The following is a 26,250-nucleotide window of genomic DNA, read 5'->3' on the forward strand; positions in this document are numbered from 1 at the left end:
GCGGAGCCTCCTTCCATTATCGTTGTTCCGCCAAAATATGAAGCAAGCGACCATAGTTCGCGAGCAGCATTTGTGCGGCTTCGACGCTGTCGTCGTTCTCTTGCTGTCTGTACATGACATGGATCTGCTTGTCGTCCGAAATATAGATTGTCGCAACAGCATCGACCCCGGTACCGGCATCCATGCTAGCAACCGCCGCATCGAAATCCAGAGCGAAGGCAAGCGGGCGGCGGCCCATACGTCCATAAGGCGCTTCGGCAGCGATATACGAAGACGCATCCAAGCGTTTGTACTGAAGCTCTGCAATAAATTGCGATACGCTTGTAATTTGGTCTAGTTGAAGCGATTGAGCTTGCACCAGACCGCTTCGATCCGCTGCTGCAAGCGAAATTTCAGATTCGCCCACAGCGTCAGCAATCAGATAGACGAACGCGAGTGAACATACAGCGTATGTCTCCACTCCGCTTCGCTCAGCAAGCAGCGAAAGCGCCAGCGCCGTTGCTTCATTAAGGAATGAACTTGTCCGGACGTACTCCACTGGCTGCAGCCTGCGCTCCATCAGCCCTGCGAAACTTTCCACTGTCGGATAAGCGAATAAATCTGTGATGCTCGCTTTGCCCGGATAGTGCGCTTCAAGCTGCGCGTGCACGTTCATCAGACGGATCGAATCGCCGCCGATATCAAAGAAATGCTCTTTCGTCCCAACGTCGTCCCTATCCAGCGCCAGGTTCCACATACCGAGAACGAGATGTTCCATCTCAGACTTCGCCTTACCATGTGTGTCTGCAGAACGAATCTCTTCTTGCGGTTCAGGCAGCGCCTTCCGATCCAGCTTGCCGTTTGGCGACAGCGGAATCCGATCCATGAATGTGTAGCGCGACGGAATCATATACGAAGGCAATTGCTCCTCGAGATACGCAATCAGTGCTTCCTTATTAAGTGTCTCTCCGCCCGCTTCAGCAACAACATAGGCCGCCAGATAGGTTTGGCCAGCTTTGTCCTTGAAATTGACGACCACAGCTTCCTTGACCGCATTCCAGCGCAGCAGGCAGTTTTCGATTTCACCTAGCTCGACGCGGTAGCCGCGAATCTTGATTTGCGTATCGCGCCTGCCGAGAAACTCGATGAAGCCGTCTCTTCGCATCACACCGAAATCGCCCGTCCGGTAAAGTCTGCCGAACGTCGGATGCTGAACAAAGGCTTGAGCCGTCTTCTTCTCGTCCTTCCAATAGCAAGAGGCTAGACCCACTCCGCCGATATGAAGCTCACCTGCTACACCGACCGGACAAAGATTCGCCGATTCATCAAGGACATACCAGCTTTGATTGGCAAGCGGCATGCCGTAAGGCACGGATTTCCATTCCTCATGAACGGAGGCAACCGGATAATAAATCGACCAGATAGCCGCTTCCGTCGCGCCCCCTAGGCTCATGAATGAAGCGTCAGGGAATCTGGACAACACGCTGCGTGCCAGCGGCAGCGGTATCCAGTCGCCGCTTAACATAATGATGCGCAGCGGCGGGAGAACGGCTCCTTGCAGCGTGGAGTGCTCAAGCAACGCGCCCATCAGCGCCGGCACCGTGTTCCACACCGTTACGCCGCAGCTTGACGACGTTCTCAATACAGCGGGCATATCGCGCGGATCGTCGATGATGATGACGGCTGCTCCTGCAGCCCATGCGCCGAACCAGTCGTAGACCGACAAATCGAAGCATAGTGAGGATACAGCAGCAATGCGATCGTGTTCGCTAATGCCAAACTTGGCATTGATATCGGCGATCGTGTTCGCTGCGGCTTTATGGGTAACCGCGACCCCCTTAGGCGTCCCCGTGCTTCCCGATGTATAGATCACATAGGCCAAATCATCCGGTCTGCTTGCCGGCTCTGCCGGTTGGTGGATGACGCGTGCAGCAGACGGGAATGCTTCGTCTTCCTGCAGAACATGCGCATCGAGCAGCATTGTGCAGCCGCTGTGCCTGATGATGTAACTTCGCCGCTCTTCCGGATAATCCGGATCGATCGGTACATAGGCGGCTCCGACGGATAACACAGCAAGAAGGAGAGCTCCCGTCTCTACAGAACGGTTACCCATGACGCCGATCAGATCGCCACGCGCCACACCATGGTCAAGAAGAAAGGCAGCGTAGCGCTGCGACAGCTCCAGCACACCTCCGTAATCGATTTGTCGGTCGCCTGCGACTGCTGCTATCCGGCTTGGATTGAGATGGGCTTGCCGCGCAAACATCCGATCCAACGTCATTTCTCCATCCATTGGTATCGCAGTAGCATTGAATGACGCATAAAGCAGCTGCTCCTGTTCAGGCAGAGGAAGTTGTCCTGGCTCCACTTCTTCCGTCAGTCTTGCGACCGAACGAAGAAAAGCATCAAACATGCTTCGAATCATGTCCTCTTCGAACAGCTCCGTCACATAGTCCCAGCTGATCTCCGGCACTCCGCCGCGCTCGGTAAGCTGGAAATCGAGATAAGCCTGCGACGTTTGGCTTATGCGCATCTTGACATCGCCGGGCGGCTGCTCGATTTGCGCCGTGCCTTGAAAGTCCTGCGACAGCAGGCTGGTGAAGACGTAAGGCATCACGGCTGCATTTTGTTTTTGACGCGATCTGGCGATTTCACGAATCATCTCGACACCGTCAAAATGGCGATGCTCCAGTGCCTCGGCAATCGTCCGATTGACGAGCCTCGTTTTGTTCCAGAACGCATCTGTACTCTTGAAGTCGAGTCCGAGAAGCATGAGCGAGGTGAAATCGCCAACCAGCTCAGGGATGTCCGGATGGAACGGATAACGGTTAAATACGGTTAGGTTGACCGCAAGCTGCCGTTGATTGGACCAGCGTGACAAAATATCCGCGTAGATCGTGCAAAATACGGCGGATGGCGTGACCCGATTGTGCGCGGCAAGGCGCTTGACGGTCTGCCACTCTGCGGTCGTGAGCGATTCGGTTAATCTATTAAACGTAGGCTTTGCGACTCGTCTCGGATCGCAGCGCAGCGGTATGGACGGAGGCTCCGGGAACGAATCTAGCTTGCCGAGCCAATACGATTTACTCTCTTCATACACCTCTGAATGACGGAAAGACTCATAGGCTTGCATATAATCGCGGAATGAACAGTCAAGCGGCGGCAGCTCGTCTTCTGGATGATGATATGCATGCATGACATCGCGTTCGATAATTTGCATGCTGAGACCATCTGCAATCAACACATCAAAGCCGATGCATAAGTAATGCGTATCGTCGGTCATTCGAAACGCTTTAATTTCGAATAGCGGCCAGCGGTCCGTGCGGAATACGTCATGCGACATCCGCTTTCTCTCCCGCTCAATTCGCTCTTGTCTAGCAGCTTCGTCTTGTCTACGAATATCCGTAGTTTCGATGCGATATTCAGGCGTACGCTCCAAGATCCTCTGCTTGCCGTCTGGCATAATGACGCATCGGAGCATCGGATGCCGACGGATCACCACATTAAGTGCCGCGGACAGTCTCTCCATATCGAGCTTCGTCTCAAGCTCCGAATACGCATGAGTCGAAACGCCGCCAAGCTCAAAATAATCGTTGCGGCCGATAAAGTAGGCGCGCTGAACCTCCGTCAGTCCGAACGGCTCGCCCAGCTTGTCCGGTTCTGGGACTGCTTGTGGGAATATAGGTGCCTGACTGCCTGGCTTTGCGTCCTGCTGGCGCTCGTCCAGCCAGCCGGCCAGCGACTCGATTGTGAGCCGCTCCATAAATTCCGTCGGCTTGATATCATAGCTGAATTGCTGGCTAATACCGGAGATCACTTTCATCATCGAAATCGAATCTCCGCCAAGCTCATAGAAGTTATCCTTCACGTTCAACTGCCGGTAGCCGAGTACGCTGCTCCATATTCCGCCAATACGCCGTTCGGTGGACGTATAGCTGTTCGGTTCGGCGCGTCCCGTCAATTCCGACTCAACTGCTTCGGTCGCGGTTGAAGCCGCAGCAGCCAATCCGTACAAGGCCGCACCGGGATCGGGCACAATGCGGCTATTCATGAGCTGTTCGAGCGTATGCGGATCGAACCGGAAGGCGAATGTGTCCAGCAGTTGAAAAATAGCTCCGTCCTTGTTCGCCTGTCCTACAATCAGTCGCGAACGGTTCGAGGCTAACGCCTCGGCCAAATAAGCGGCAGCATGCTCGTTCGTCATGACTTTGAAGAGCGTATACTGCCCGTAATTTCTTACATATTCCGGGTTATCAAGCGATACGACGCTGGCGTAGAACGTCTCCTCCCACGTAGACCAATTGATGGCAACGGTTCGTTTCCCCCTCGCACTCCTCTCCTCTGCAAAAGAATCAAGAAATGCGTTGGCGGCGACATATCCGCCGACATTGCTTCCACCGGTTAATGTCATAACCGACGAGCAGAGCAGGAAGAAATCGATAGGATCATCCTCCGTCAATCGGTCCAGCAGCAGCGTCCCGTCCATCTTCGGCCGCAAATCTTCGCACAGCTCCTCGAAAGTCGGCGCCTTCTGCACCTCTTCGAAGCCTCGCATAACGCCGGCCGCATGCACAATGCCATGGATCTGGCCGTACTGTCCGCGGATAGAAGCCAGCGCTTCACTCAGAGAGGCCTCGTCCGCTATGTCCGCCTGCATGCAGACCACTTCCGAGCCTGCTGCAATAATCTGTTCCATGAGAACGATCCGCTTGTACAACAGCTCATTCTCCCGATTCATTTCGTAGTTGTAGCGGATACGCTTCCATTCATGGCGGGCAGGAAAAGCGCTCCGGTTCAGCAGCACAATTGTGACATTAGCCTTGCTTGCCAGTTCGAGCGAAAGCTGAAGTCCAACGATCCCGACTCCGCCTGTTACGATGTAGGTTCCACCGGAGAGGATGCTCACTCCCTCGTCTGTCCGCTTCTCACTCCGTCTGGAGATGCGTTCCAGGTAACGAGCTTCGCCCCGCAGCGCGATCACATATTCGTTAGTCGTTCTGCCAAGCTCTTCAAAGAGCTGCTGCTCCGAGGCAGTGCCGTTCCAGTCTATACATCGGCATTGGGAACCCGGCAGCTCGTATTGAATCACTTTGCCGTAGCCGAACATAGCCGCATGCTCCGGCCGAACCTCCGATTGGTCTTCCGTAACGCGGTATGCATTCGGAGCGACAATCTTCACTTGGAGCGGACTTTTCCAACCGTTCAGGCGAAGAGCAGTTACGAATCGGAATAAACTGTATATGCCGCCGCCGCTATGTCGGTTCTCTTTATGCTGATCGCCTTCGAAGCAGCTTGTATCTGCACCCGCACCGCAAGCTGCAGAACCAGCTGCATCAATAGAAGCAAAATGAACGATATCCGTGATGCCGAGCTGCCTGATCGCCTCAACTAGCTGTGCATAGTCGGCAGCGGAAGGACCAACTTCAAACGTACGGTCATCAATTTGAGCGAAACGTTCGCCAATAGCAACAATAACCGCGCTCTCGCCGATGGATTCTTTCGATTGAGCGTAACGCTTCGCGACGCCGCCACGATCCGTAAACAGAAGCGTACACGCCTGCTCCTGAAGCGATACTTTCAGCTTCGTTGCTTCCAATTCTGGATCCGCTTCTACCCGCTTCCATTCCGGCACATAAAGCTCTGCCTCCGTAGAGAAATACGGACGGTACAGCTCTCTGTCTGCTACATCTAGCCAGCAGCGCTTGCGCTGGAACGGATAGACAGGAAGTCTCGCTTTATTCCGCCTAGCAGAAGGATACATCGCATCCCACTCAATCTCTCCGCCTGCTGCATAACGCACGGCAGTAAGACGAGCTTCACTAGCGCCCTTCGCTCTGAATTCAGACTCGGCCATACTTGCTGCTTCATCGGCAGACCGGTCGCCTGGAACCTTTCCCGCATGGCATTCTGTCGAATTGTCTGCCAATGTTCGGCTGCCTGCCGCAATCTCTGCCAACAGGTCAGCGCCAACGAATACATCCTGCGCAGCCAAGGCTGTTTGCATGGTCTGCACGTTCCATCGAACGTCTCTGTCGCCGATAAGCTCGCCATGAAGCGTTGACTTCGCAAGACGCAACCGTTCTATCAACTCTGTCATCCGCCCCGCTGCAATGGCGAGACGGAACTTGTAATGTCCCCGACCCACGCATGACGTGCGGCAGTAGTCTGCAAATTCGGCATCCGCCACTTCGCCAAGCCATTCGAGATGGCGATCTACCAGCTTGAGCAGAGAATGAACGGACTTTGCCGATACCGTAAACAATCTCAGCTCATCGGTCGTTTCCGCTTGGGCTCCGCGGTCTGCCTCGACAGGATGAACGGTATTCATCGGCGACTCTTCGAGCACGACATGAGCGTTCGTGCCGCTAATGCCGAATGAACTGACGCCGCAGCGGCGAGGAGTTCTGGCAGTGTCCCAACGGCGAAGTTTGGCATTCACATAAAACGGAGACAAATGAAACCGGATCTTCCGGTTCGGCCGATGGAAATAAATGCTCGGCGGCAGCTCGCGATGACTAAGCGCAAGCGCCGCCTTGATCAAGCCAGCCATACCCGCAGCACTGTCCAGATGGCCAAGGTTTGATTTGGCCGAACCGATTGCGCAGAACTGCTTTTTGTTCGTATAGCGGCTGAATGCCTTCATCAAGCCTTCCATTTCTACCGGATCGCCAAGCTTCGTTCCCGTTCCATGCGCTTCAATATAGGAGATCGTCTCCGGATGAACGCCTGCAGCCTTCCACGCTTTCTCGATCACGGCTGCATGTGCGTCCGGGTTCGGAGCCGTAATCCCGTTGGAGCGTCCGTCCTGATTGACGGCCGAGCCTTTAACGACCGCATACACGGTGTCGCCATCCTTGAGCGCGCTGGACAACGGCTTGATGACGACGGCGCCGACGCCTTCGCTCAGTGTCGAGCCGTCCGAATATTCATCGAATGTGCGCGTTCGGCCGTCCGACGATTCAATGCCAAGCTTTTCTTTTCTGCGAACCGGTACGAGGCTCAATCGGATACCACCGACAATGGCCATCGAGCAATCTCCGCTGCGGATCGACTTGCAAGCTTCGTGCAGCGCAACGAGCGAAGACGAACACGCCGTATCAATCATCATGCTCGGACCGTTAAGATCCATCCAATACGCGACGCGGCTAGCCATCATCGAAATAATATTGCCCGCAGCTGCGAGGTTCGCAGCATCCGGCTCCAGCTCCCCAATCAGCCTTTTATAGTCGTATAGATCGCTGGCTGAATAGCCGAGGAATACGCCCGTATCCGTGCCGGACAGACGCCCATCTCCGAAGCCTGCATCCTCTACCGCCTGCCAAGCGCATTGCAGGAACAGCTTGTGACCGGGGTCCATTAAGCTGGCTTCCTTCGGAGACAGACCAAAAAACTCATAATCGAACGTATCGATCTCGTCCAAATAGCCGATTTCCTCATATTGCGCATCAAGAAAATCCTGCCTTAAGCAGCGCTGTACGTACGCTTGCGCATCGCGTTTGCGGCTGCTCGGCATTGTAGTAACGCTATCGCGTCCAGCTTTTAAATTGTTCCAATACTGACGCACATCGCTTGCCGTCGGAAATTTGAGCGCCATTCCGATAATGGCCATCTCATTCGTATTGACCTCTGTAACCTCGATCTTGGCTTCAACATGTTCGAGCAGTTCGTTCAAACTCAGGTTCCGCATCCAAGACCTCCTTGAAAAGGGATGAAGTCCGCGTCATATCGAACAGCTCCCTATAATAATCGCTGCATTCGTCCTGCGGAACGCACTTCGTGTTCATCAAGAGCATAAGCAGCTCCATCGCTTCACTCATCTGCTCTCCGGTCGGAATTCCACCCTCCGAATCTACCAAGTCAGCAAGCTGTTCAAGACGTTCATAGGCCGGAACGACGATCCCTTCATACTGCCCTAGATCCGGATTCGCATTGCGCGTCCCAACTGCGATGCCCAAGCACAGCTCGATAAAATGATAAGGTTTACCCTCTACCATGCAGCGTCCAACCGATTCCTGCTCTGTCCGGCCAAGCAGTTCGCTGACAAGCTTGCGGTCTTCCGCCGCGCCGAACGAGAAGCCGCGATACGACTTGCCGTTATCTTTCACCAGCGCGCACAGAACGGATTGTGGACCCATCTCGATCACTGCATCGATTTCTCTACTGTCAGCGTAATCCAGCACGTTTCGCCACTGGATTGGTCGAACAAGCTGTTCGCTCAGCCCTTTGGCAATGTCGCGCTCGGAGGCATACGGCTGCGCTGTCACGCCTGACAGCACCGGAAACTGGAACGGCTTGACACGTCGCAGCAACAGCTCCGCCTCTAGAATCTTCGCCGCCTCCGCCATAAGCGGAGAATGAAATGGAGCGCTGCTCAGCAGCGGAGTCGTAACGATATCCCGCTTCCATAGTTCGTCTTCCAATCTAGCCAGTGCCTGTGGCGTCCCCGACACTACGGTTTGCACGCGAGAATTGAAGCAGGCGGGGACGACAACGTCCTCGCTCGTCGAGCATTCCGCGCAAAGCCTTAGCAGCTGCTCTTGTCCGGCATTTTGCACGACCATCATATAACCGGCTTCCTGTTCAGACAGCTTCAGCGACAACTCGCCTCGCAGCTTGACTACCTGTAGCGCATCACTGAACGAAAGAGCGCCGGAGCACACAAGCGCACTGTATTCTCCAAGGCTATGACCAGCTGCAAAATCCGGCAGTTGACCGAATTGCTCCATATAGACGGCGAACGCCGCCCGACTGACCGTAAGCAGCGCAAGCTGCATGTTGTCGACGCGGGCAAGCTGCCTTAACGGACCCGAGAAGCAAAGCGTCTGCATATCGATCGACAGCGTATCCGACGCTTCCTCGAAAACGGCCCGCGCAGCTGCCGACAACTCATAGAGTGAGCGGCCCATTCCAATATGCTGCGAACCCTGTCCCGGGAACAAAAATGCGATTTTCCGCCCCGTTGTACCCGTACTTGCTCCTGTTCCTAGACTGTATGCCTTCGTATTTGCATCGTCGGCCGCAATCGTTATTCGGCTCAAGCAGACACCTCCCGCACGTCCACCTGCACATAGGACGGTTGAGTCGGTGCTTTATCCAACGCGTAGTCGAACAGAACAAAATCGCCGTCTCTTGATTTCTCTATGAAACCTGCAAACTTGAAGGTCATATACATCATTCTGTTCCGGTCCGTCGACTTGAATTCGGCTTGCAAAGCCGCATTCCGATCCATCGCGGATTGAATGATTTGCTGGAGCAGTACGCCGCCAACGCCACGCGACATAACCCGGCATGACATCAGCAGCAGCATGAGCGTCCAGACTTCGGCGTTTACCTCGACGAGCGCCAAACCGATTTTTCCATATGTACCGTAGATGTCGGTTAATTCCGCAACAAGCAGCAGATGATTCTCGGAGCGCGACAGCTGCGCAAGCTCTTCATACGAATAGGTGTATCCGGTTGAGTTGAGCTGATGCGTACGAACCGTAAGCTCCTCCGCTCGCTGCAAATCTTCTTCTTTCGCACGATGTATGGTCAACTGGAGCTGAAGCGATGACAGAAACTGCTCCTGCGGGCCTTGGAACGATTCCTCTGCGATTTTGCGCCGTTCATCTGCTTTCATCATCGACCGCCGATTTCGGGAGTCTTGCGTAATGAACCGCGGCTTCATTTGCGGCAGCTCAAGAATGGTGTCTATATTGCTTGCATCGATACAAAGCACATCGGGCATCACCGAAGCGACCTCATCGCGCTCAAAAGGCTGATCATCTACAAATGCCAGCGAATCGGTGCCGATATTGAGCTCCTTCGCAATCGTTTGAACCGACGAAGATTTGGCTCCCCAGTTGATTTGAGGATAGAGAAAATAATGATCAATACCGAAATCACGCAGCATTTGCATAGCATGACCATTATCGTTTCTGCTCGCAATCGACTGGAGAATGCCGCGCTGATCCAGTTGATCGAAAACCTCCAGAATGCCCGGTCGCAGCTGGACCGATTCATTTTCAAGCAATATGCCGTTCCATACCGTTTCATCCAGATCCCAAATGACGCATTTCACCGTTTTGTTCATGCCGGTTACTCCTGCTTCACGCTGCAAGCCGATTTCTTCGCAATAAAGCTGCAAATCGCATCAACCGATTTGAAGTTGTCGATCTCCAGGTCTTCATTGTCCACTTCAATCTCGTATGCCTTCTCCAAATGAGTGACCAGTTGCATCGCAAATAAAGAATTAACGAGGCCTCGCTCGAACAAATGGTCCTGATCCTCGAATTGCTGCCTGATATATTTTCCAAGAAACGCCCTTATTTTTATTTTCATTTCGTCCAAGGCAATCGCTCCTAATCGTTATAGTTGTAAAAGCCTTCGCCGCTCTTCATCCCATGCAATCCGGCGTCTACCATTTTCTTAAGCAGCGGACATGGACGGTACTTGCTGTCTCCGAATTCCTGATACAGGTTGTCGATGGAATAATAAATCGTATCAAGCCCGATCAAATCCGCCGTTTCCAGCGGACCCATCGTATGTCCGAAGCATTCTCTGAACAGCCTGTCGATATCGGCGGCAGTCGAGACCTGCTCCATCAGCAGAAAAATGGCTTCATTAATCGTAAGCATCAATACACGGTTCGATACGAAGCCCGGCGAATCTTGAACAAGCACATACGACTTGCCCATACTTCGCAGCATCTCGTCCGTCCGCTGAATCGTCTCTTCCGAAGTATGATAGCCACGAATGACCTCGACGGTCGGCTTTAGCGGAACCGGATTCATAAAATGAATGCCGATCACCCGGTCGGCGCGTTTCGTAACCGAAGCAGCCTTCGTAATCGGGATAACGGAAGTATTGACCGCGAATATACAGCTGTCCTTGCAAATCGAGTCTATCACCTCGTAGACAGGCTTCTTGATTTCCCACCTCTCCGTGACATTCTCAATCAAATAGTCCACCTCGGCGAGCGCCGCATAATCGGAAACGAAACGAATTCGCTCTATCGCATCCAGTGCGGCCGTTCCGCCGCTTTGTCCTTTGCGGTGGAACGAACCAAGCTTGCGCGCACGCTCAATTTTCTTCCGAGCGCTATCAAGTGCTTTTACTGAATGATCCATCAATATCACGTCATGCGAGCAGGACGCCAAATTTTGCGCAACATCCGACCCCATAACGCCAGCACCAACAACCCCAACGATCATCCTTGCACCTCCTACAAGCTTTGCGAAGCAAGCTGCTCAGCGATGAATGCAGTCAGCTTCGAGTGAGCACCGACCCACTGCTTCACCAGATCGCGAGGGAATGCGCTGTGCTCCAGCCTCCACGAAAGTACAGCAGAGTCGTTGCCTTGCTCATGCCATTCCACATGCAGATTGAACAGATTGGACAACTCTGGTGAAACCTTGCGGTCATCGCTCCGCACGGACATGACGGGCCGAATCGCTTCAGTTCCTGTCTCATTCGTCGGCAGCAGGAACGCCCCCGACTCAAGCCATTGCTCCTTGTCTGTCGCCAACGTCGCTGCTAGCTCTGGAATGCCGTCAATGAACTCAAAATTATAATGAATTGGCTTGATCCTGCCGTCTTCCGGTCGATACGCGTATACGTTTACTTCGTTTTGTCCCGAAATCTTGTTTAGCAGCAACCCGAGTGCGGCAAACGCCGCCTCACTCGCCTGAATAGCCTTCGCCTTGTCCACCTTCATTAAAGACTTCCAAACTTCAGAAGGGACCTGCACTTCGAAGGTAAGCGTATCCCCGTGTGCGGTTGAAGCGGATAACTCGGCGCTTTCAGGTAGTCTCACGGACCGGACAGCTATGGAAGAAGCCAGCTCCTTCGCTGTCAGCATTCGAATACGCTCCGCTTGCTTGCGGATCGTCGCATGCGTGAACAGCTCCGCGACTGTCAGTTGGACACCGAATCTAGCGTTCAATTGTGCCGTAAGCTGCAAGATTAGTAGAGAATTGCCGCCTGCATCAAAGAAAGTATCGCTGATGTTCAGCCTGTCCTTGCGCAGCACATCCTGCCAGATCGCCGAAATTTGACGCTCAATCTCACTTGCGGGCGCAGCCTCTGCGTTGCCGATCGGCAGCGAATCCGCTTCGATTGATCGCAGCGCACCCCGGTTGATTTTGCCGTTGGGCATAAGCGGCATCGCTTCCAACTGCACGAGCTGTTCGGGCATCATGTAAGAAGGAAGCAAATCTTGAAGGAACAACCGAATCTCCTTAACCGTAAGCGGCCTATCCGCCGTAAAAAATGCCCATAGCGCTTCTTCCTCTCGCTGGTTGGATCTGAGAATAACGGCAACCTCGCGGATTGCATTCATCCGGGCGATACCATTCTCTATCTCGCTCAGCTCGATTCGGTTTCCGCGAATTTTCACCTGATGATCGACACGTCCCAAATAGCGGATGGTTCCGTCGGGCAGCCACGTGGCCAAATCGCCGGTTCGGTACATCACCGTCCCGGGTTCAAGCGGATGCTCGATAAACTTCTCTTCGTTCAACTCCGGACGGTTCCAATAGCCGCTGGATACGCCCGCACCTGCGACGATCAGCTCGCCAACCATTCCCATGGGCTGCAGGGCGCCATTGAAGTCGACGATGTACGGACGCGTATTCAATACGGGACGACCAATCGGGACCCGCTCCGTCCACGTCGACATTGGAATCCGGTAATGCAGCGTATCGTCGCAGCATTCCGTCTGGCCATAAGCATTCACAAGTTGAATGTTGTAGCGGTTATAGAACCGGTTCACAAGACCCGGCTTCGTCTCCTCGCTGGTTAACGCAATTACCTTCAGACTGTTGAGCGGGATCGATGGATGACCGGATTCCAGCAGCCGGACATAGGCATTAAGAACCGAAGGTATGACCTCGATAACCGATACACCGTCCGCTTCGATAAGCTTAAACTGCTCAAGCGGATCTCTTTCAACTTCCGCGGAATAGACGATCAGCTCCGCACCGGCGAATAAAGGCGCTAGTATTTGCCAGATCGATGCGACGACGTTGATACTGAAGCTGTTACCGACCTTATCGTTGCTATCAATGCCCAAATCGTTTATTTTGGCAAAGGCATGGTTAACGATACCCCGGTGGTGCAGCATTGCTCCCTTCGGCTTTCCAGTCGAGCCCGATGTATAAATCATGCAGGCAACCGTTGACGAATCCGCTTTCCGGCGTTCGCCGGCATCAGATGCAGACTTGGCAGCCGAACCTGCCGATGACAGCTTTTCTTTAGGGATGGTCACAATCAACCCTTCAAAGCCAGCTGCAGCTGTTGCATCCTCGACGATCATGGCGGCCGCTCCGCAATCTTCCACGATCGCTTGGGTCCGTTCCGCAGGATGCGAGGGGTCCAGCGGCACACAGATGCAGTCCGCCTCAAGAATACCGAGAAAGGCTGCAACCATCATCGCGGAGCGCGGAACCGAAAGCGCCACTCTCGCCGTCGGTTCAATGCCATTCCTCTTCAGCAGCTCCGCGATTCTAACGGCTTCCTGCTTTAGCCCAGCATACGTAAGCGATTGCTCCTCGAATCGCACAGCCGTTTGATCTGGCAGCTTGACAGCCTGCTCCCAGATAAGATCCTCAATCCGGTCGTTGGTAATTTCGGCAGCTGTCGCGTGGAATAGCCTGCCCAGCTCTTCCCGCTCAGTCGGTGTGACTAACTGCAGCTCTGCAAGCGGACGGTTTCCAAGCTCGATGAGAGCTGCGACCGTCAGCCGATATCGTGCGGCTAGCTGTTCAATCGTCGAACGATCGTAAATTTCCGTATTATAATGAAAATCGATTGCAATTCCGTCATGTACCGTAACTTGCAGCGTCAAATCGAAATTGGTTTCTTCATTTCCATATGATTTCTTGAAGCGCAGCCCTTCCGCATCGAAGGATAAACCTTGATCGAGCGGATAATTTTTGATGACCATGACCGTATCGAACGGCAGGACGCCTTCTCCTGTATCCGTAAACGACGAGAACTCCCTCACAGGAAGCGCAGCATTAGCCTCTTTGCCTGATAGATCGGCTGCCGTGCGCAGCACAAAGTCCAGCGCAGCTTGTCCTGGCGAAGAAGTCATCCGAAGCGGAACGGTCTGAATGAACAGTCCGGTCATATGCTCAATGCCAGGAATCTCCGGCGGCCTGCCGGAAACGGTAACGCCAAAGCAAACGTCGTTCGAATTGTTGTATTTTTGCAGCAGTACGCCCCATGCCCCGTACAGCAGGCTTGCGATGGATATGCCCTTGCCGAGGCTGTATTGCTTGGCGCGATCGACCAGCGTATCCTCAAAAACACATCTGACGACAGCAGGATCGATGACTGCGCCAAGCTGCGGACGGTCGCCTGGAATAAGGGTGCGCTGGCGCAAGCCGGATAAATACTTTCGCCAATAGGCCTCTTGTGCGGGTCTATCCTGCTCTTTCAACCATTGAATATAACTGCTGTAGGACGTTTTCCGCTGCAGTTGTATCGTTGTGCCGCGAACCATCGCCCCATAGCTCGTAACGAATTCCTGCAATAAGACGCCGAGGCTCCAACCGTCCAAGATCATATGATGGAAATCGATCAACAGCTCGAACTTCGCTTCGGACAGCTTGCAGAGCATCATTCGGAATGGCGCTTCACGAACGTCAATCCGGTCGGCGAGACGGCTCTCTCGCAGCTCCTGCATCTTCTCTGCGAGCTGCTCGGGTGCAACATAAGTCAAATCCGTCTCGATGATCGGAATCTCATGCCTGCGCTTAATGATTTGAACAGCCTTATGCTGCTCGTTCCAACGGATCACGGCCCGCAGCGGTTCATTCGCAGCTGTTACGGCCCGCCAGGCGGAGATAAAGGCATCAATATTGATATCACCCTCAATCTCAATACCGATCTGCTCGCAATAAAGAAGTGATTGCTCACTGCTCAAATAATGAAACAGCATGCTTTCCTGCATCGGAGTCAGCATTAGAATATCTTCAACCAGCTCTTTAGCAATCGGGGCGGCAATCGCCATCTCGATCCCCTCCCTTATTCAACAATTTCGATTAATCCGAGATTCATGTCATACACGAAAGCGACGTTTCGTCCGTCGATCGCAGGCGCCGGACTTTTACCGCTTACAACAAGACAGCCTCTGGACGTCATCTTCCCGATCTCCGCATCGATATCCTCGACCTGCATACAAATGTGATAGACGGTCGCTCCCGATCTTCCGAGCAAATCAGCAACCGGCGATTGCCCGGAATCAGGCTGGATCAGCTCGAACGCGCATGATCCTTCGCTTGTAAGAAAACAGACAAACACCTGCCGTATGCGGTCATGCACAATTTCGCCGACCGTATAATTCGGCCCGAGCAGTTCAAGTGCGGAAGGAATGGCCGCTTTGATATCCTTTACTACCCAACCTACATGATGTACGCCTCGCATGCAGCCTTCCCCCTCGTGATGTGATTTGGATTAACGATTACGCTTGAAAGAACGACACAAGCCTGTCGATGCCTGCCTTATATTTCTTACTGGAAAATGAAAGCCTTAGCGTTGTCGGCAGTCCGAAGTCAGAGCCCGGCACGGTAGCCACATAAGTCGCTTCCATTAATCGCTCCGCCAGCTCCAGACTCGTCTCGATGCCTTTCGCCTTCATATATGCCGCACATTCCAGAACGATATAGAAACCGCCCTTGGAATACAGCGCCTCGACAAGCGGAACCTCCTCGAACATCTCCATCGTGTAATCACGATGAACGCGGAACATATCCTCCAGCTCCTTCACATCCTCCTGATGGCGAAGCGCCTCGATCGCTCCGAATTGTACGACCGGATCAAGCGTCAACAAGGTATGATGCTGAATGACCGTTAGCGGTGTAACGAGCTCATCTGGAACGATGCAGTAGCCGACGCGTCTGCTGTACATCCGGTAACCTTTCGAGAACGCATTCGTTGTAATAAAAGTTGACTTCGTGTTCTCAAGCTGCATGACAGATTCGCCAGGCTCGTCAAAGCAAATGTTGGCATAGATTTCATCATTGATGACGACCGCTCGTCCGCCGACGATCTCATCGACTTTGTATAATTCCTCCCGTGTCAGTATATTGCCGAGCGGATTGCCAGGAGAATTGATAACGACCACCTTCGTCCGGTCTGAGAAATTGCGCTTGAAGGAATCGATATCCAGCCCCATGTTGTTCGTGTCAATGTTGTAATATTTGATCGTTGCGCCTACGAGCAGCGCACAGAAGTGATAGAGCGAATAATAAGGGAAGGGCAGCAGCACCTCGTCTCCTTCTTTAAGAAGTACATGGAACAGATTACGGAACAAGGTGCTTGTACCAACGCTGATTACAAAATTGTTCGGGGAAATTTGCAGGTTGTACCGTTCCTCATAATGCTTGGAGAGCTCTTCCTTCAGCTCGGGAAGTCCTCCTGGGAAAACAAGCGCGCTCTTGGAGAAGTCCCGCAGCGCATCCGCCATCGATTCCGTTATTTCCTCTCGGACAGGCAGCTCCGATTTGCCAAGCGTCATCCGTACGACATCCTTGCCTTCACGCTCGTACTCATTGGCTACTTGATCCATAACGAACATCAGGAAACGCTCATCGTGATACTGGATATTGTCTTTCACTTGCAACATCATCTATCAGCCCCTTGTCATAAAATAACGATTCTGTGCCTGTTTCCTTCATCAGTTGTTCATAGCGCCGACGCTGCTCCGCCGGAGGCGTCCGCTTCGTCTCGAACACGGATACCAGCATCTCAAGTGCTCTCGCCATCTCTTCGTCTGTCGGCGCGCGTCCTTCCTCATCCAGCTTCAACTGCAGCTGGTGGATATCTTTATACGGCTTGGCTGCGCCTTCCTCATACTCAGAAGCATTCCAATTCGTGTTAGGCGTACACACCGCGATAGCCAAACATCTGGATACAAACGCGAGCGTCGAAGGAGCAGCGGGCCGCATATGCCTGAATAGCCGATGGACCCTATCCTGTTCCACTGTCTTGTCATATGCGAACAGCTTCATGGTCGGGCTTGTTGATCGCATCAAGTTGAGAGCGATGGAGGATGGCCCCGTGTCAATGCAAATCGCCATTTTGTGCTGCGCGATATAGGCCGCCGTTTGCGCCCACATGACAGGTGCTGTTAACTGCCTCGTCAGCAGCTCGGCAATGCCAGATTCGTTATGATGCGGCAATGCCGTCACATTGGAGATGACCTGATAGCGCAGCGGCTTGTAATCCAGCTTCAGAAGCTCTTCTCTTAGCGATTCGGAAGCTTCCTCCATCAGCGGACTATGAAACGGTGCGCTTACATTGAGCTTTACCGTCTTCGCCCCCTCTTCCTGAAGCAATTCCCCGCATCGCTCTACCGCATCGGAATGGCCGGAAATGACTGTCTGCTCCGGGGAGTTGTAATTCGAGATAACGACAACGCTGCCGGGCATCGTCGCTTCCGCACACGCGCATTCGACTCGTTCTGCGCTAGGGCCGATAATCGACATCATGGCACCGATTCCCGGGGCAACTGCCTGCTGCATAAGTTGACCGCGGTACCTTACGATTCGCACTGCGTCATAGAACGATAAGCCGCCTGCGCAGGCAAGCGCTGTATATTCGCCCAAGCTATGACCTGCAAGCATCGTGGGCTCAAGTCCGGTTTCTTGCTGCAGCGCTTCGAATGCAATATAGCTGGCTGCCAGTACCGCCGGCTGCGCGTTTGCCGTCAGGGTCAACCGATCAAGCGGCCCCTCTGCGCATAACTTAAGCAGATCGATTCCCGCCGCATCGGAGGCTTCGGCGAATCTTGTCCTGGCAAATGCATATTTGTCTGTCAATTCCTTGGCCATACCGACATACTGCGCCCCCTGCCCGGGGAAAATGACTGCTGCTCTCATCATCAATATCCACTCCTCCTGCAAACGTTATTTCAGTCGTGAGACCATCGTCCTGGTCAAACTCGCTTCTTCGTCATGAATGAAGAAATGGCCTCCAGCATAAGCCTCAATCTGGAAATTCATGCTTGTATATAGGCTCCAGCCCCCCATATCGCCTTCCGTGAGCGGATCCTGCCTGCCATAGAAAACCGTCATATCGCAAGGAACAGGGCCAGCTTGAGTCCGAAACGTGTGCTCGTCATTATGAGCCTGCAGATCGGAACGAATGATGGGCAGCATCAGCTTCAGCAGCTCCGGATGATCAAGAACCTCGGAGGTCAGCCCTCCCAATCGCTGAAGCTCATTCTTCAGCTCGATGTCCGGAAGCGTGTGGTCGATCATGTATGGTCTTGTTGCATGCGGGGGAAGTACGCCTGAAATAAATAAATGCCTAGGTGCAGGCAAACCTGCTTGCCCGATTCTCTCAACCAGCCTGTAAGCGAGCATGCCGCCGAGGCTGTGTCCGAACAATCCGTATGGTTCGCCGGATTCGAGTCTTCCCTTCAACTCCTCGAATACATGCTCGATCATTTGTTCCATGCTGTTCAAACGCATTTTCCCAAACTTGCGTCCTCTTCCAGGCAATTCAATCGACTGGATTCGCAGCTCGCCTCCCAACGGCTTCTCCCACTTCTTGTAAACCGCCGAACTTGCTCCTGCATAGGGCAAACAATATAAGTCCATGTGTCTCTCCTTTTATAGAGCTAGTTGCTCGGTGCGAACGACTTGTCCGAATTCAAGCTTCACGACATGATCGGCTAAATGGAAGTAACGATCGTCATGCGTAATCGCAATGACGCCTTTGCCGCTGCGCTTCATCTCCTTCATCAGATAGGTGTAGAAGAACTCGCGGTATTCGGGATCTTGGTCGGCAGCCCATTCGTCAAACAAATAAAAAGGTCTATCGTCCAAATAGCAAAGCAGCAGCGCCAGCCGTTTCCGCTGACCGGTCGACAGCTTCGTTGTGCTGAACGAGCCATCCTTGATCGTTACTTTGTCTTCCAATTGAAGCAACTTCAAATAATCGTCAATCTCCCGATCTCTTCCAGCCGTCTCGATTCCATATATTCGGTCGAACAAGTGGAATTCACTGAACACGGCAGAGAACAGTTCGCCAAGCTCCCTCGTATCCGCCGGACGCCCGTTAATGGAGATGACGCCTTCATCCGGCAGACAAAGTCCGGTAAAAACTTTGGCAAACGTTGACTTGCCGCTTCCGTTCCCGCCGGTGATGAAGACGATATTGCCCGTACGGAACGTATAATCAATCGGTCCGAGCGTAAATGCCGAGCTTTGTTCGCCGCCGTAATGATAAGCGACTTTCTCAAGCGACAACGCTACAACGTTCTGGCCGCTGCCCTGATCTTCCATTGAAGCCGATGCTTCTGACGCTGGCAGCGTCTCATTGTGGTCAAGCTCGCCAATCAGTCCCTTAATTCGGTTCCAACTAATGCGGATGTTGAGAATTTGAGGGATCGCATTCAACACGCCGTTGATTGGACCTGTCATGTACAGAAAGACAAACACATAATTTCGCAAATGATCGGCGCCCATTTGCTTGAACAGTAACGGGAAAATGAAGGCAACCGCTCCGATGACGATCGTAAATAGCAGTTCGCCGATCACATAGACATTGGCGAACATCAAATCTCCCTCGGACCTTTTGTCTTTGTACAACCTGCCGTTGTTCGCCATGTCGATACGAAATTCGCGCCGTTTCACGCTGTGCAGCGACAGCTCCTTGAACCCTTTGGTCAGATCGCCTGCAAATCGGAAAAACGTATTCTGAATATCACGCGTAAACTCCCACAGCTTATTGACCTTCGAAGCGGCGATATAATAAATGCCGCCAGCGGCCAGAATGATGCCGATCGATATCAGCAAACCGTAGAAGTTGAGAAAACCGAGATAAATGAAGCAGAACAGCAGCGTAATCAAGCTTGTCGCCCCGGATATCGCTAAATTGATCGAATTGGAGATCGTCTCGGTGTCGCTGATCAATGCGGAATTGACGACGCTGGGGTCGATCTTCTCAAGTCGTGAATAGCGGCTCGCCAGAATCCGGTCCACGATGTTCATTCTTTTCTCGAACAGCACTTCGTTTGTATACCGGACCATCCTCGAACGGACAACCTTCTGCGCATAAACGTAGAACACGATCCCCAGTAAGAAGTACATGAACAATTCGGTCTCGAAACGGTCGCCGGAGCGCCGGAACGATTCGTTGATCATGAAGACGATAAACGCATTGCCGAAGCCGCTGAGCAAGCTCACCAGGACGATCGTAACTACGGCTCTCTCCTTCGGCCGCGGATAAATTCGGCAAAAGACCGAATAAGCGGCATATAGAACGGTAAGACCCGCAGCGGCATAAACCGCGAACATCACGGACGACGACGCCCATACCTCGACGAAGCGCCATGGCAGCTCCCAGAACAGCAGATCGGGGAGAAAATATATTCCCGTCAAACATACTGCCGCTGAGAGAATCGTCATCGCCACAGCGGCAGCTGTTCTTCTCCCGAAGCCGCTAAATGTTCTCTTCCTATTGACCGAATCGACAACCGCTCTGCCAAAAGCGTAGATTAGAACAGCCCCCGCCAGCAGCGTGAAGAGCAGCATGCACATCGCGACGCTATCGATTTGCGAGTAATAGTCGGAAGAGTTGTTGATCACCTTGACGCCGAGCATTTTATCCATGATTCCTTGCCCGATTCGGGCGGTAAATTCCGAATTCATATTCGCAAGAACGATTACACCGACCTGCTCCTCCGGGCGAATAACGATGTAGGAGGAAAAGGTTGGATTTGTCCCTTCATGGCTCCATTCGCCGCTGCCCTTCTGGAAAATTGCCCAACCCGCTCCATAAGAGGAGCCGTCATAATTCGGCGAGACCGTGCGGTCTGGCTGATGCGATTGGTTGATCAGCTCCTGGTCGAACTGAGCATCCTGTGCGGTTCCCATCTGGATCTGAATCCACCGTGCCATATCTTGCACATTGGTCAGCACATATGCAGCTGGCGTATTGCCGTCATAAGCGGGCGCATCATACGGTCTGGAACTCAAAAAGCTGCGTTTAAACCCCTGAGAAACGACGGCGCCAGCCTTCAATTTACCGTAGCCGGCATACGTTGAGTTGAGACCGAGTGGCGTTAAAACCTGCCGCTGCAAATAATCGTCATAAGGCTCGCCAGTCACTTTCTCCACGATCAAGCCGAGCACGGCGTAATTAATCGTCGCATACAAAAACTGTGTACCCGGCTTATGATCGAGCTCGGTATCGATCAATGTGCGAACGGTGCTTTCCAGCATCGTATCGCCTGTTCCCTCCGGAATGAAGCCGATCGATTTGAACGGGATTCCCCCCGTCTGGTAGAGCAGCTCGCCTACCGTAATCGTTGGCGACGTCCCTTTGTACCGAACATGAAACCAGGGTAGATATTGGCTCACCGGGTCGCTCAGCTTGAGCTTGCCTTCCTGCTCCAGCTTAAGCACCGCCAGTCCGGTAAACGCTTTCGACAAGGAAGCAAGCTCAAAATTTGTTTCCGATGTCACTTGTTGTGTTCGGTCACGGTCCGCGTACCCGTAATTGCGGCTGAATATAATGCCGTTACGATCGACGACGGCAACAGACATGCCCGGAATTCCGCTCTCTTTCCATTTATCAGCGATCCACTCGCTGATCTGATCGTCAGGCGGTGACCAGTCTTGGGCAGAAGCAGCGCTTGAAAGGGTTATGAAAACGAGCAGCATCGCCCCGATCAGTATAATAATAAGCACACGGATAGCCTTCGAAATTCTCATGGTTCCTCCTCGGTATTCCAGCGATCTCTCAGCCCGCTCTATCCAAACAACCCATCCAGCTCATCTTGACTGAGTCCTGACCATGCAAAGTCTGACACAGTCAAATCAACCGCCCGCTGCTCTGTGCAGTGCCGTAGCATTGCCTCAAGCTGCTCCTTCCATTGTCTGACGAGCCCAGAGATGGTGTCGTCATAGAAGGAATTGCGGCTATATGCGATGAAAGCCCGCAGTCTGCCGTCGTAAACGAATACATTCACATCAAGCAAACAGCCAAGTCTGTTCTCAGGAGAAACATCCTTTCCATAAGATTCATCCGTCAGGGCAAACCAATCGCTATCCAATCCGGCATCGAGCTCGCCAAGATAGTTGAACCGCACACGCACCGACTCGTCCAACGGCTCCAGCTCTCGCATCAGATAGACAAGCATCCCGTAGCCCTTTCCCCCGTCAGGAACAGCGCGCAGTTTTTCTTTCACGGAAGTGATCCGCTTTGTTATGTCCAGCCCGTCCAGCATCACGTTAACCGGATAAATCGAGGTAAACCAACCCACTGTGCCGTCGACCGGCAGTATGTCGGAGCCTCCGTCTCTTCCGTGGCCTTCCACCATGAAGCCGAGAACTCCACTGCGTCCTGTGACATGCTGAACAGCGAGTGAGAAACTGGCCAGAAGCAGCTCCTGCGTGCGTGTACGGTACGAATCATTCGCAGATCCCATGAGCTGTTCGGTATGCGCTCGATCAAGCGTCAGCCCGACCGTTGCACAATACTTGAGCAAATCAGGGCCGCGGTCACAATCAGTTGGGAGACTTATCGGAATTGCAGTCGTTTCACGGAGCCAATAGCTCAGCTCTTTCATAGCACGATCCTTCGCCGGCCCAGCGTGCAGCTGCTCCGCATATGCGCCAAATGCGACGCTGCTCGATCTCATGCCCTCGCTTCCTTCCAATATTGCCGACAGCCTATCGATAATTAGCCGCCACGATACGCCGTCCACGATAAGATGATGTGCGGTTAGCAGCAGACGACTCTCCCCGTCCGGCAGCCGAACGATCGCTGCTTTAAATAGCGGCCCGTCATTCCAATCGATACTCGACTTCCAATGATCCGCCCATGCCTCAAACGATGCGTGTATTTGATGTGTATCCTGCTCGGACAGATCAACTGTCTCGATGCGGAAAGTGTTACGCTCTCCAGTGCGGTAGTACAGCGCCTTGTTATCTGGATGAACGATTAGCGCGAAAGCGTCCCATGACTGAAGAAGCTCCTCCAGCGCTTGTTCCAGAGCAGCCGAATCCACAGCCCTGATGAGTCTGAGCACAACGCTTTGATTGAAATGCTTCGGTTCGGCAAGTTCCTTTGACCAGAACCATTCAGTAATCGGTGTCGGATTTACAGCTCCGGCAGGCACGTATTCACTCTTGGCGGTATGTTGTGTCAATGCTGATGCCGCCTCACGCAGAACCGGCTTCTCCAATAGTTGTTGAGCCTGAAGCGCTATTCCCTGCTCATGAAGCTTGGCAGCTATCTGTATCGCTTTAATCGAATCACCGCCAACATGGAAGAAGTTGTTGGACCAGCCGATCCCATCGTTCCCGAGCACCGTTCTCACGATTTGCAAGAAGAGCTTATGCCGCTCGTCCCCAAGATCATCATCCTCAGTAATAGACATGATGACAGGCGGATCTGGCAGCGACTTGCGGTCAATCTTGCCATGCGTCGTGAGCGGCAGCCGCTCCATAAAGACGAAACGCGCCGGCACCATATAGATCGGAAGTGTGGCAAGCAAATGCTCTCGCAGCATCTCTATCGTTACTGGCTCGGACGTCGCAACGTATGCACAAAGAAATTTCTCTCCGGCTGCGTCTGTTCGTGCTATGACAGCCGCTTCCTCCACTTGAGGACAACCGAGAAGCTGCTGCTCGATCTCGCCCGGTTCGATCCGGTAACCGCGTATTTTCACCTGCTGGTCGATCCGCCCCAAATAAGCAAGTTTCCCATCCGGAAGCCATTTGGCGGCATCCCCTGTTCGGTATATACGTTCTCCGGTCAACGGCAACCGAACAAATCTCGCTTCGGTTAGGAGGTCATCCCCCACATAACCTCTGGCCAGTCCGACACCTGCGATGCATAGCTCGCCCTCGGCACCGTCCGGGACAAGCTGCAGCGATTCATCCACGATATACAAACGGATATTAGCGATCGGTCTTCCGATTGAAACCGAACAATCGCTATTGTCGGGCGGCAGACAATCAAAGTAAGTGACATCAATCGCCGCTTCCGTCGGCCCATACAAATTATGTAGCGAAGCCTTCAGTAACGAATAGAACCGCCTGACATAATCGGCTGGCAGCGCTTCTCCGCTGGCGAACAGCCTTCTTACCGTCCGCAGTTGATCGACATGGATGATCCCTGCTTCCAGAGCGGTCAGAAATGCCCCGAGCATCGACGGAACGAAATGAACAGCCGTAACTTGGGAGGCTTCCATCGTTTCCGCAATCAGCTTCGGATCCTTCTCTGCTCCATGAGGAAGCACGCAGCATTCTGCGCCCGAAATCGTCCACCAAAGAAGCTCCCAGACGGACACATCAAATGTGAACGGCGTTTTATGCAGCACGACATCTCCCGGTTCAAGCGGGTACTGCCGCTGCATCCACATGAGTCGGTTCATCAAGGCGGCATGCTCGACCACAACGCCCTTCGGCTGCCCAGTTGAACCGGATGTGAAAATAACATAAGCAGGAGATTGCGCACTTCTGCTGCTCAGCGCAGAAAAATAGTGACGACCCTCCGTACTCCGCTGTTCCGGCTTGATCAGTTCTTCGGCACGAAGCGCCTTCGGATGCAAGCTCGACACAATCCCGAATTGACGATCCTCTGCAATGACCGCGGCTGCTCCGCATTTATCCAACATCAGCCTGATCCGTTCCGACGGATAAGCGGGGTCAAGCGGCAAGTAAGCCGCTCCCGCTCTCAATATGCCGAAAACGATTTCGACTATTTCATGCGAGCGCGCTGCACACAAGCCTACAATATCGCCTTCTTGAATCCCTGATGCGGATAACCTGGACGCAATTCGATCGACTGATTCGTTCAATTGCTTGTAGGTGAACCGCTTATGACCAAACCTTAATGCGGGCAGATCCGCATTCTCCCTGGCCTGGTGAGCAAGCCATTCATCGATGAAAAGATAAGGACCGCTGTCGGCAACCGGGCCGGCGCCCTTATTCAACAATTGTTCGCTTTCCTCATCCCCTATCAGTTGAAGCGAATCGACTTGGATATCCGGCTCCGTACAGATCCGAACGATCAGCCGTTCCAAGCGAACTGCCATAGCATCGATCTCAGCTTCCGAGTATAGTCCGGTCTTGTATTCGATATCGATCCGAATTCGCTCTTCGTCGCCCCAATCCTTAATCAGCAAATGAAGATCATAGGTCTGATAGCCTGGGAAAAAATCGACGTTGCGAATGGGCAATCCCCCATACTCCTGCAGCAGTGCAGCATTGCTGTAATTCACACAGACATCGACCAACTGACCCTGCAGAGCGCAGCTCTGCTGCAAATTGCGAACGAGAAAATTATAAGGATACCGCTGATGAAAAAATCCGCTCTTCAGCTCGCGCCCCACCTCGGCAGCAAGCTGCTTGAACGTGTGATCCTTGTCCAGCCGGACGCGAAGAGGCATAAGGCTTGCGAACATGCCCATTGTCTGACGCTCCGTTCTGCCCGACCGATTCAGTACAGGAATACCCAGCACAAGATCGTGTTTGCGCTTCCATTTGCTCAAATACAATCCGGCCAGCGTCGTAAAAAACACATTCTCGCTGAGTCCCGTCCGTGCTGTCCACTGTCTGATCAAGCTGGTCGTGTGCGAATTTAGACGAAAGGTGCTGCGCCTTGCTTCATAATCGGCGAACACAGGTAGATCGGCATCGTCTTCTGGAAGCTCTGCGAACTTCTCAAGCCAATACGCTTTGTTTTTACGAAATCGATCCGATTCCAGGTAACGCCGCTCGTCCTCGACCGCGTGAATAAATGAGGGAGCCGGCGGCAATACGGCTTCTTCTCCTGACAGCAGCTGTTCATAGAGGGCCATGATGTCTTCCGTTACAATCTTCATTGCCCAACCGTCCGCAACCAAATGGTGAAATTTCAACAAATATCCCGATTCCCGATCGCTCACTCGAACAAGCACGAACTGATACAGTCCGCTGCCGTAAAGCTGAAATGGCGTTTCTGAAGCTTCCTTGAGCCAGGTTTGGAACGCTTGCTCAGGATCGGGCTCTGTGCTGAAGTCCACTTTCTCCAAACTTTGCGGCACATGATCCGTTATATACTGGCGCGGTTCCCCGTTCTCTAATGCAAGCTGCATGCGAAGTCCGTCATGTCTCGCGACAGCTTGTACAATAGCCTGTTCAAGCCGTTCCTCGCAGATTTCCGCCTGAAACAGTACTGCTCCTCCAATGTTGTAAATTGGACTTGATTGGAATATCTCTTCAATGAACCAAATCCGCATTTGAGATTGCAGCAGCTCAAGCTTCGGATTTTCCTGCGTCATCATTT

12 protein-coding genes are annotated in these 26,250 nt (G+C 53.0%); all 12 read right to left on the reverse strand.

The genetic code is table 11. From position 1 onward, the window contains the following. Positions 1-16 precede the first annotated feature (16 nt). Genes DFQ01_RS11055 through DFQ01_RS11110 form a run of 12 tightly spaced genes read right to left on the reverse strand, consistent with a single transcriptional unit; the run spans position 17 to position 26,248 of the window. Positions 17-7,666: a non-ribosomal peptide synthetase gene (locus DFQ01_RS11055; RefSeq protein ID WP_110043957.1), complete on the reverse strand. Its 7,650-nt coding sequence runs from the start codon at positions 7,664-7,666 to the stop codon at positions 17-19. Continuing rightward, the gene (locus DFQ01_RS11060; RefSeq protein ID WP_110043958.1) at positions 7,626-9,017 is read right to left on the reverse strand and encodes an ACP S-malonyltransferase; all 1,392 of its coding nucleotides are present in this window, start codon (positions 9,015-9,017) and stop codon (positions 7,626-7,628) included. Before DFQ01_RS11060 ends, DFQ01_RS11055 begins: the two co-directional genes overlap by 41 nt. Further along, positions 9,014-10,051, reverse strand: a complete 1,038-nt coding sequence (locus DFQ01_RS11065; RefSeq protein WP_110043959.1) for an HAD-IIIC family phosphatase — start codon at positions 10,049-10,051, stop codon at positions 9,014-9,016. Before DFQ01_RS11065 ends, DFQ01_RS11060 begins: the two co-directional genes overlap by 4 nt. Before the next feature lie 5 nt (positions 10,052-10,056). After that, positions 10,057-10,299 (reverse strand): phosphopantetheine-binding protein, encoded by a 243-nt coding sequence (locus tag DFQ01_RS11070; protein ID WP_174812755.1) that lies wholly within the window; start codon positions 10,297-10,299, stop codon positions 10,057-10,059. Between the two features lie 20 nt (positions 10,300-10,319). Continuing rightward, positions 10,320-11,171 (reverse strand): 3-hydroxyacyl-CoA dehydrogenase family protein, encoded by an 852-nt coding sequence (locus DFQ01_RS11075; protein ID WP_110043961.1) that lies wholly within the window; start codon positions 11,169-11,171, stop codon positions 10,320-10,322. Positions 11,172-11,182: 11 nt separating this feature from the next. Continuing rightward, entirely contained in the window at positions 11,183-14,974 is a 3,792-nt protein-coding gene (locus tag DFQ01_RS11080; protein ID WP_110043962.1) for a non-ribosomal peptide synthetase, read from the reverse strand. A 14-nt stretch (positions 14,975-14,988) separates the two neighbouring features. Beyond that, on the reverse strand, positions 14,989-15,387 hold the full coding sequence (locus DFQ01_RS11085; RefSeq protein ID WP_110043963.1) for a VOC family protein: 399 nt from the start codon (positions 15,385-15,387) through the stop codon (positions 14,989-14,991). Between the two features lie 37 nt (positions 15,388-15,424). Further along, a complete protein-coding gene (locus DFQ01_RS11090) occupies positions 15,425-16,591 on the reverse strand; it encodes a pyridoxal phosphate-dependent aminotransferase (RefSeq protein WP_245946625.1) in 1,167 nt (388 codons plus the stop codon). Then, on the reverse strand, positions 16,551-17,846 hold the full coding sequence (gene fabD, locus DFQ01_RS11095; RefSeq protein WP_110043964.1) for an ACP S-malonyltransferase: 1,296 nt from the start codon (positions 17,844-17,846) through the stop codon (positions 16,551-16,553). The genes DFQ01_RS11090 and fabD overlap by 41 nt, the downstream gene beginning before the upstream one ends. A gap of 24 nt (positions 17,847-17,870) precedes the next feature. Next, positions 17,871-18,566, reverse strand: coding sequence for a thioesterase II family protein (locus tag DFQ01_RS11100; protein ID WP_110043965.1), 696 nt, complete (start codon positions 18,564-18,566; stop codon positions 17,871-17,873). A gap of 12 nt (positions 18,567-18,578) precedes the next feature. After that, positions 18,579-21,686 carry a cyclic peptide export ABC transporter gene (locus tag DFQ01_RS11105; RefSeq protein ID WP_110043966.1) on the reverse strand — a complete coding sequence of 1,036 codons (3,108 nt, stop codon included), beginning with the start codon at positions 21,684-21,686 and terminating at the stop codon, positions 18,579-18,581. A gap of 38 nt (positions 21,687-21,724) precedes the next feature. After that, positions 21,725-26,248, reverse strand: coding sequence for a non-ribosomal peptide synthetase (locus DFQ01_RS11110; RefSeq protein ID WP_110043967.1), 4,524 nt, complete (start codon positions 26,246-26,248; stop codon positions 21,725-21,727). Between the last annotated feature and the right edge of the window lie 2 nt (positions 26,249-26,250).

The sequence above is a fragment of the Paenibacillus cellulosilyticus genome (genome assembly GCF_003182255.1).
Classification (GTDB): domain Bacteria; phylum Bacillota; class Bacilli; order Paenibacillales; family Paenibacillaceae; genus Paenibacillus_T; species Paenibacillus_T cellulosilyticus.

What these genes read in the sequence shown, in the direction of transcription:
- DFQ01_RS11065 (WP_110043959.1), bottom strand. Translation starts at nt 10,051, where the DNA reads ATGAACAAAACGGTGAAATGCGTCATTTGGGATCTGGATGAAACGGTA.
- DFQ01_RS11080 (WP_110043962.1), bottom strand. Translation starts at nt 14,974, where the DNA reads ATGGCGATTGCCGCCCCGATTGCTAAAGAGCTGGTTGAAGATATTCTA.
- DFQ01_RS11090 (WP_245946625.1), bottom strand. Translation starts at nt 16,591, where the DNA reads ATGATGTTGCAAGTGAAAGACAATATCCAGTATCACGATGAGCGTTTC.
- DFQ01_RS11085 (WP_110043963.1), bottom strand. Translation starts at nt 15,387, where the DNA reads ATGCGAGGCGTACATCATGTAGGTTGGGTAGTAAAGGATATCAAAGCG.
- fabD (WP_110043964.1), bottom strand. Translation starts at nt 17,846, where the DNA reads ATGATGAGAGCAGCAGTCATTTTCCCCGGGCAGGGGGCGCAGTATGTC.
- DFQ01_RS11055 (WP_110043957.1), bottom strand. Translation starts at nt 7,666, where the DNA reads ATGCGGAACCTGAGTTTGAACGAACTGCTCGAACATGTTGAAGCCAAG.
- DFQ01_RS11075 (WP_110043961.1), bottom strand. Translation starts at nt 11,171, where the DNA reads ATGATCGTTGGGGTTGTTGGTGCTGGCGTTATGGGGTCGGATGTTGCG.
- DFQ01_RS11070 (WP_174812755.1), bottom strand. Translation starts at nt 10,299, where the DNA reads ATGAAAATAAAAATAAGGGCGTTTCTTGGAAAATATATCAGGCAGCAA.
- DFQ01_RS11100 (WP_110043965.1), bottom strand. Translation starts at nt 18,566, where the DNA reads ATGGACTTATATTGTTTGCCCTATGCAGGAGCAAGTTCGGCGGTTTAC.
- DFQ01_RS11110 (WP_110043967.1), bottom strand. Translation starts at nt 26,248, where the DNA reads ATGATGACGCAGGAAAATCCGAAGCTTGAGCTGCTGCAATCTCAAATG.
- DFQ01_RS11105 (WP_110043966.1), bottom strand. Translation starts at nt 21,686, where the DNA reads ATGAGAATTTCGAAGGCTATCCGTGTGCTTATTATTATACTGATCGGG.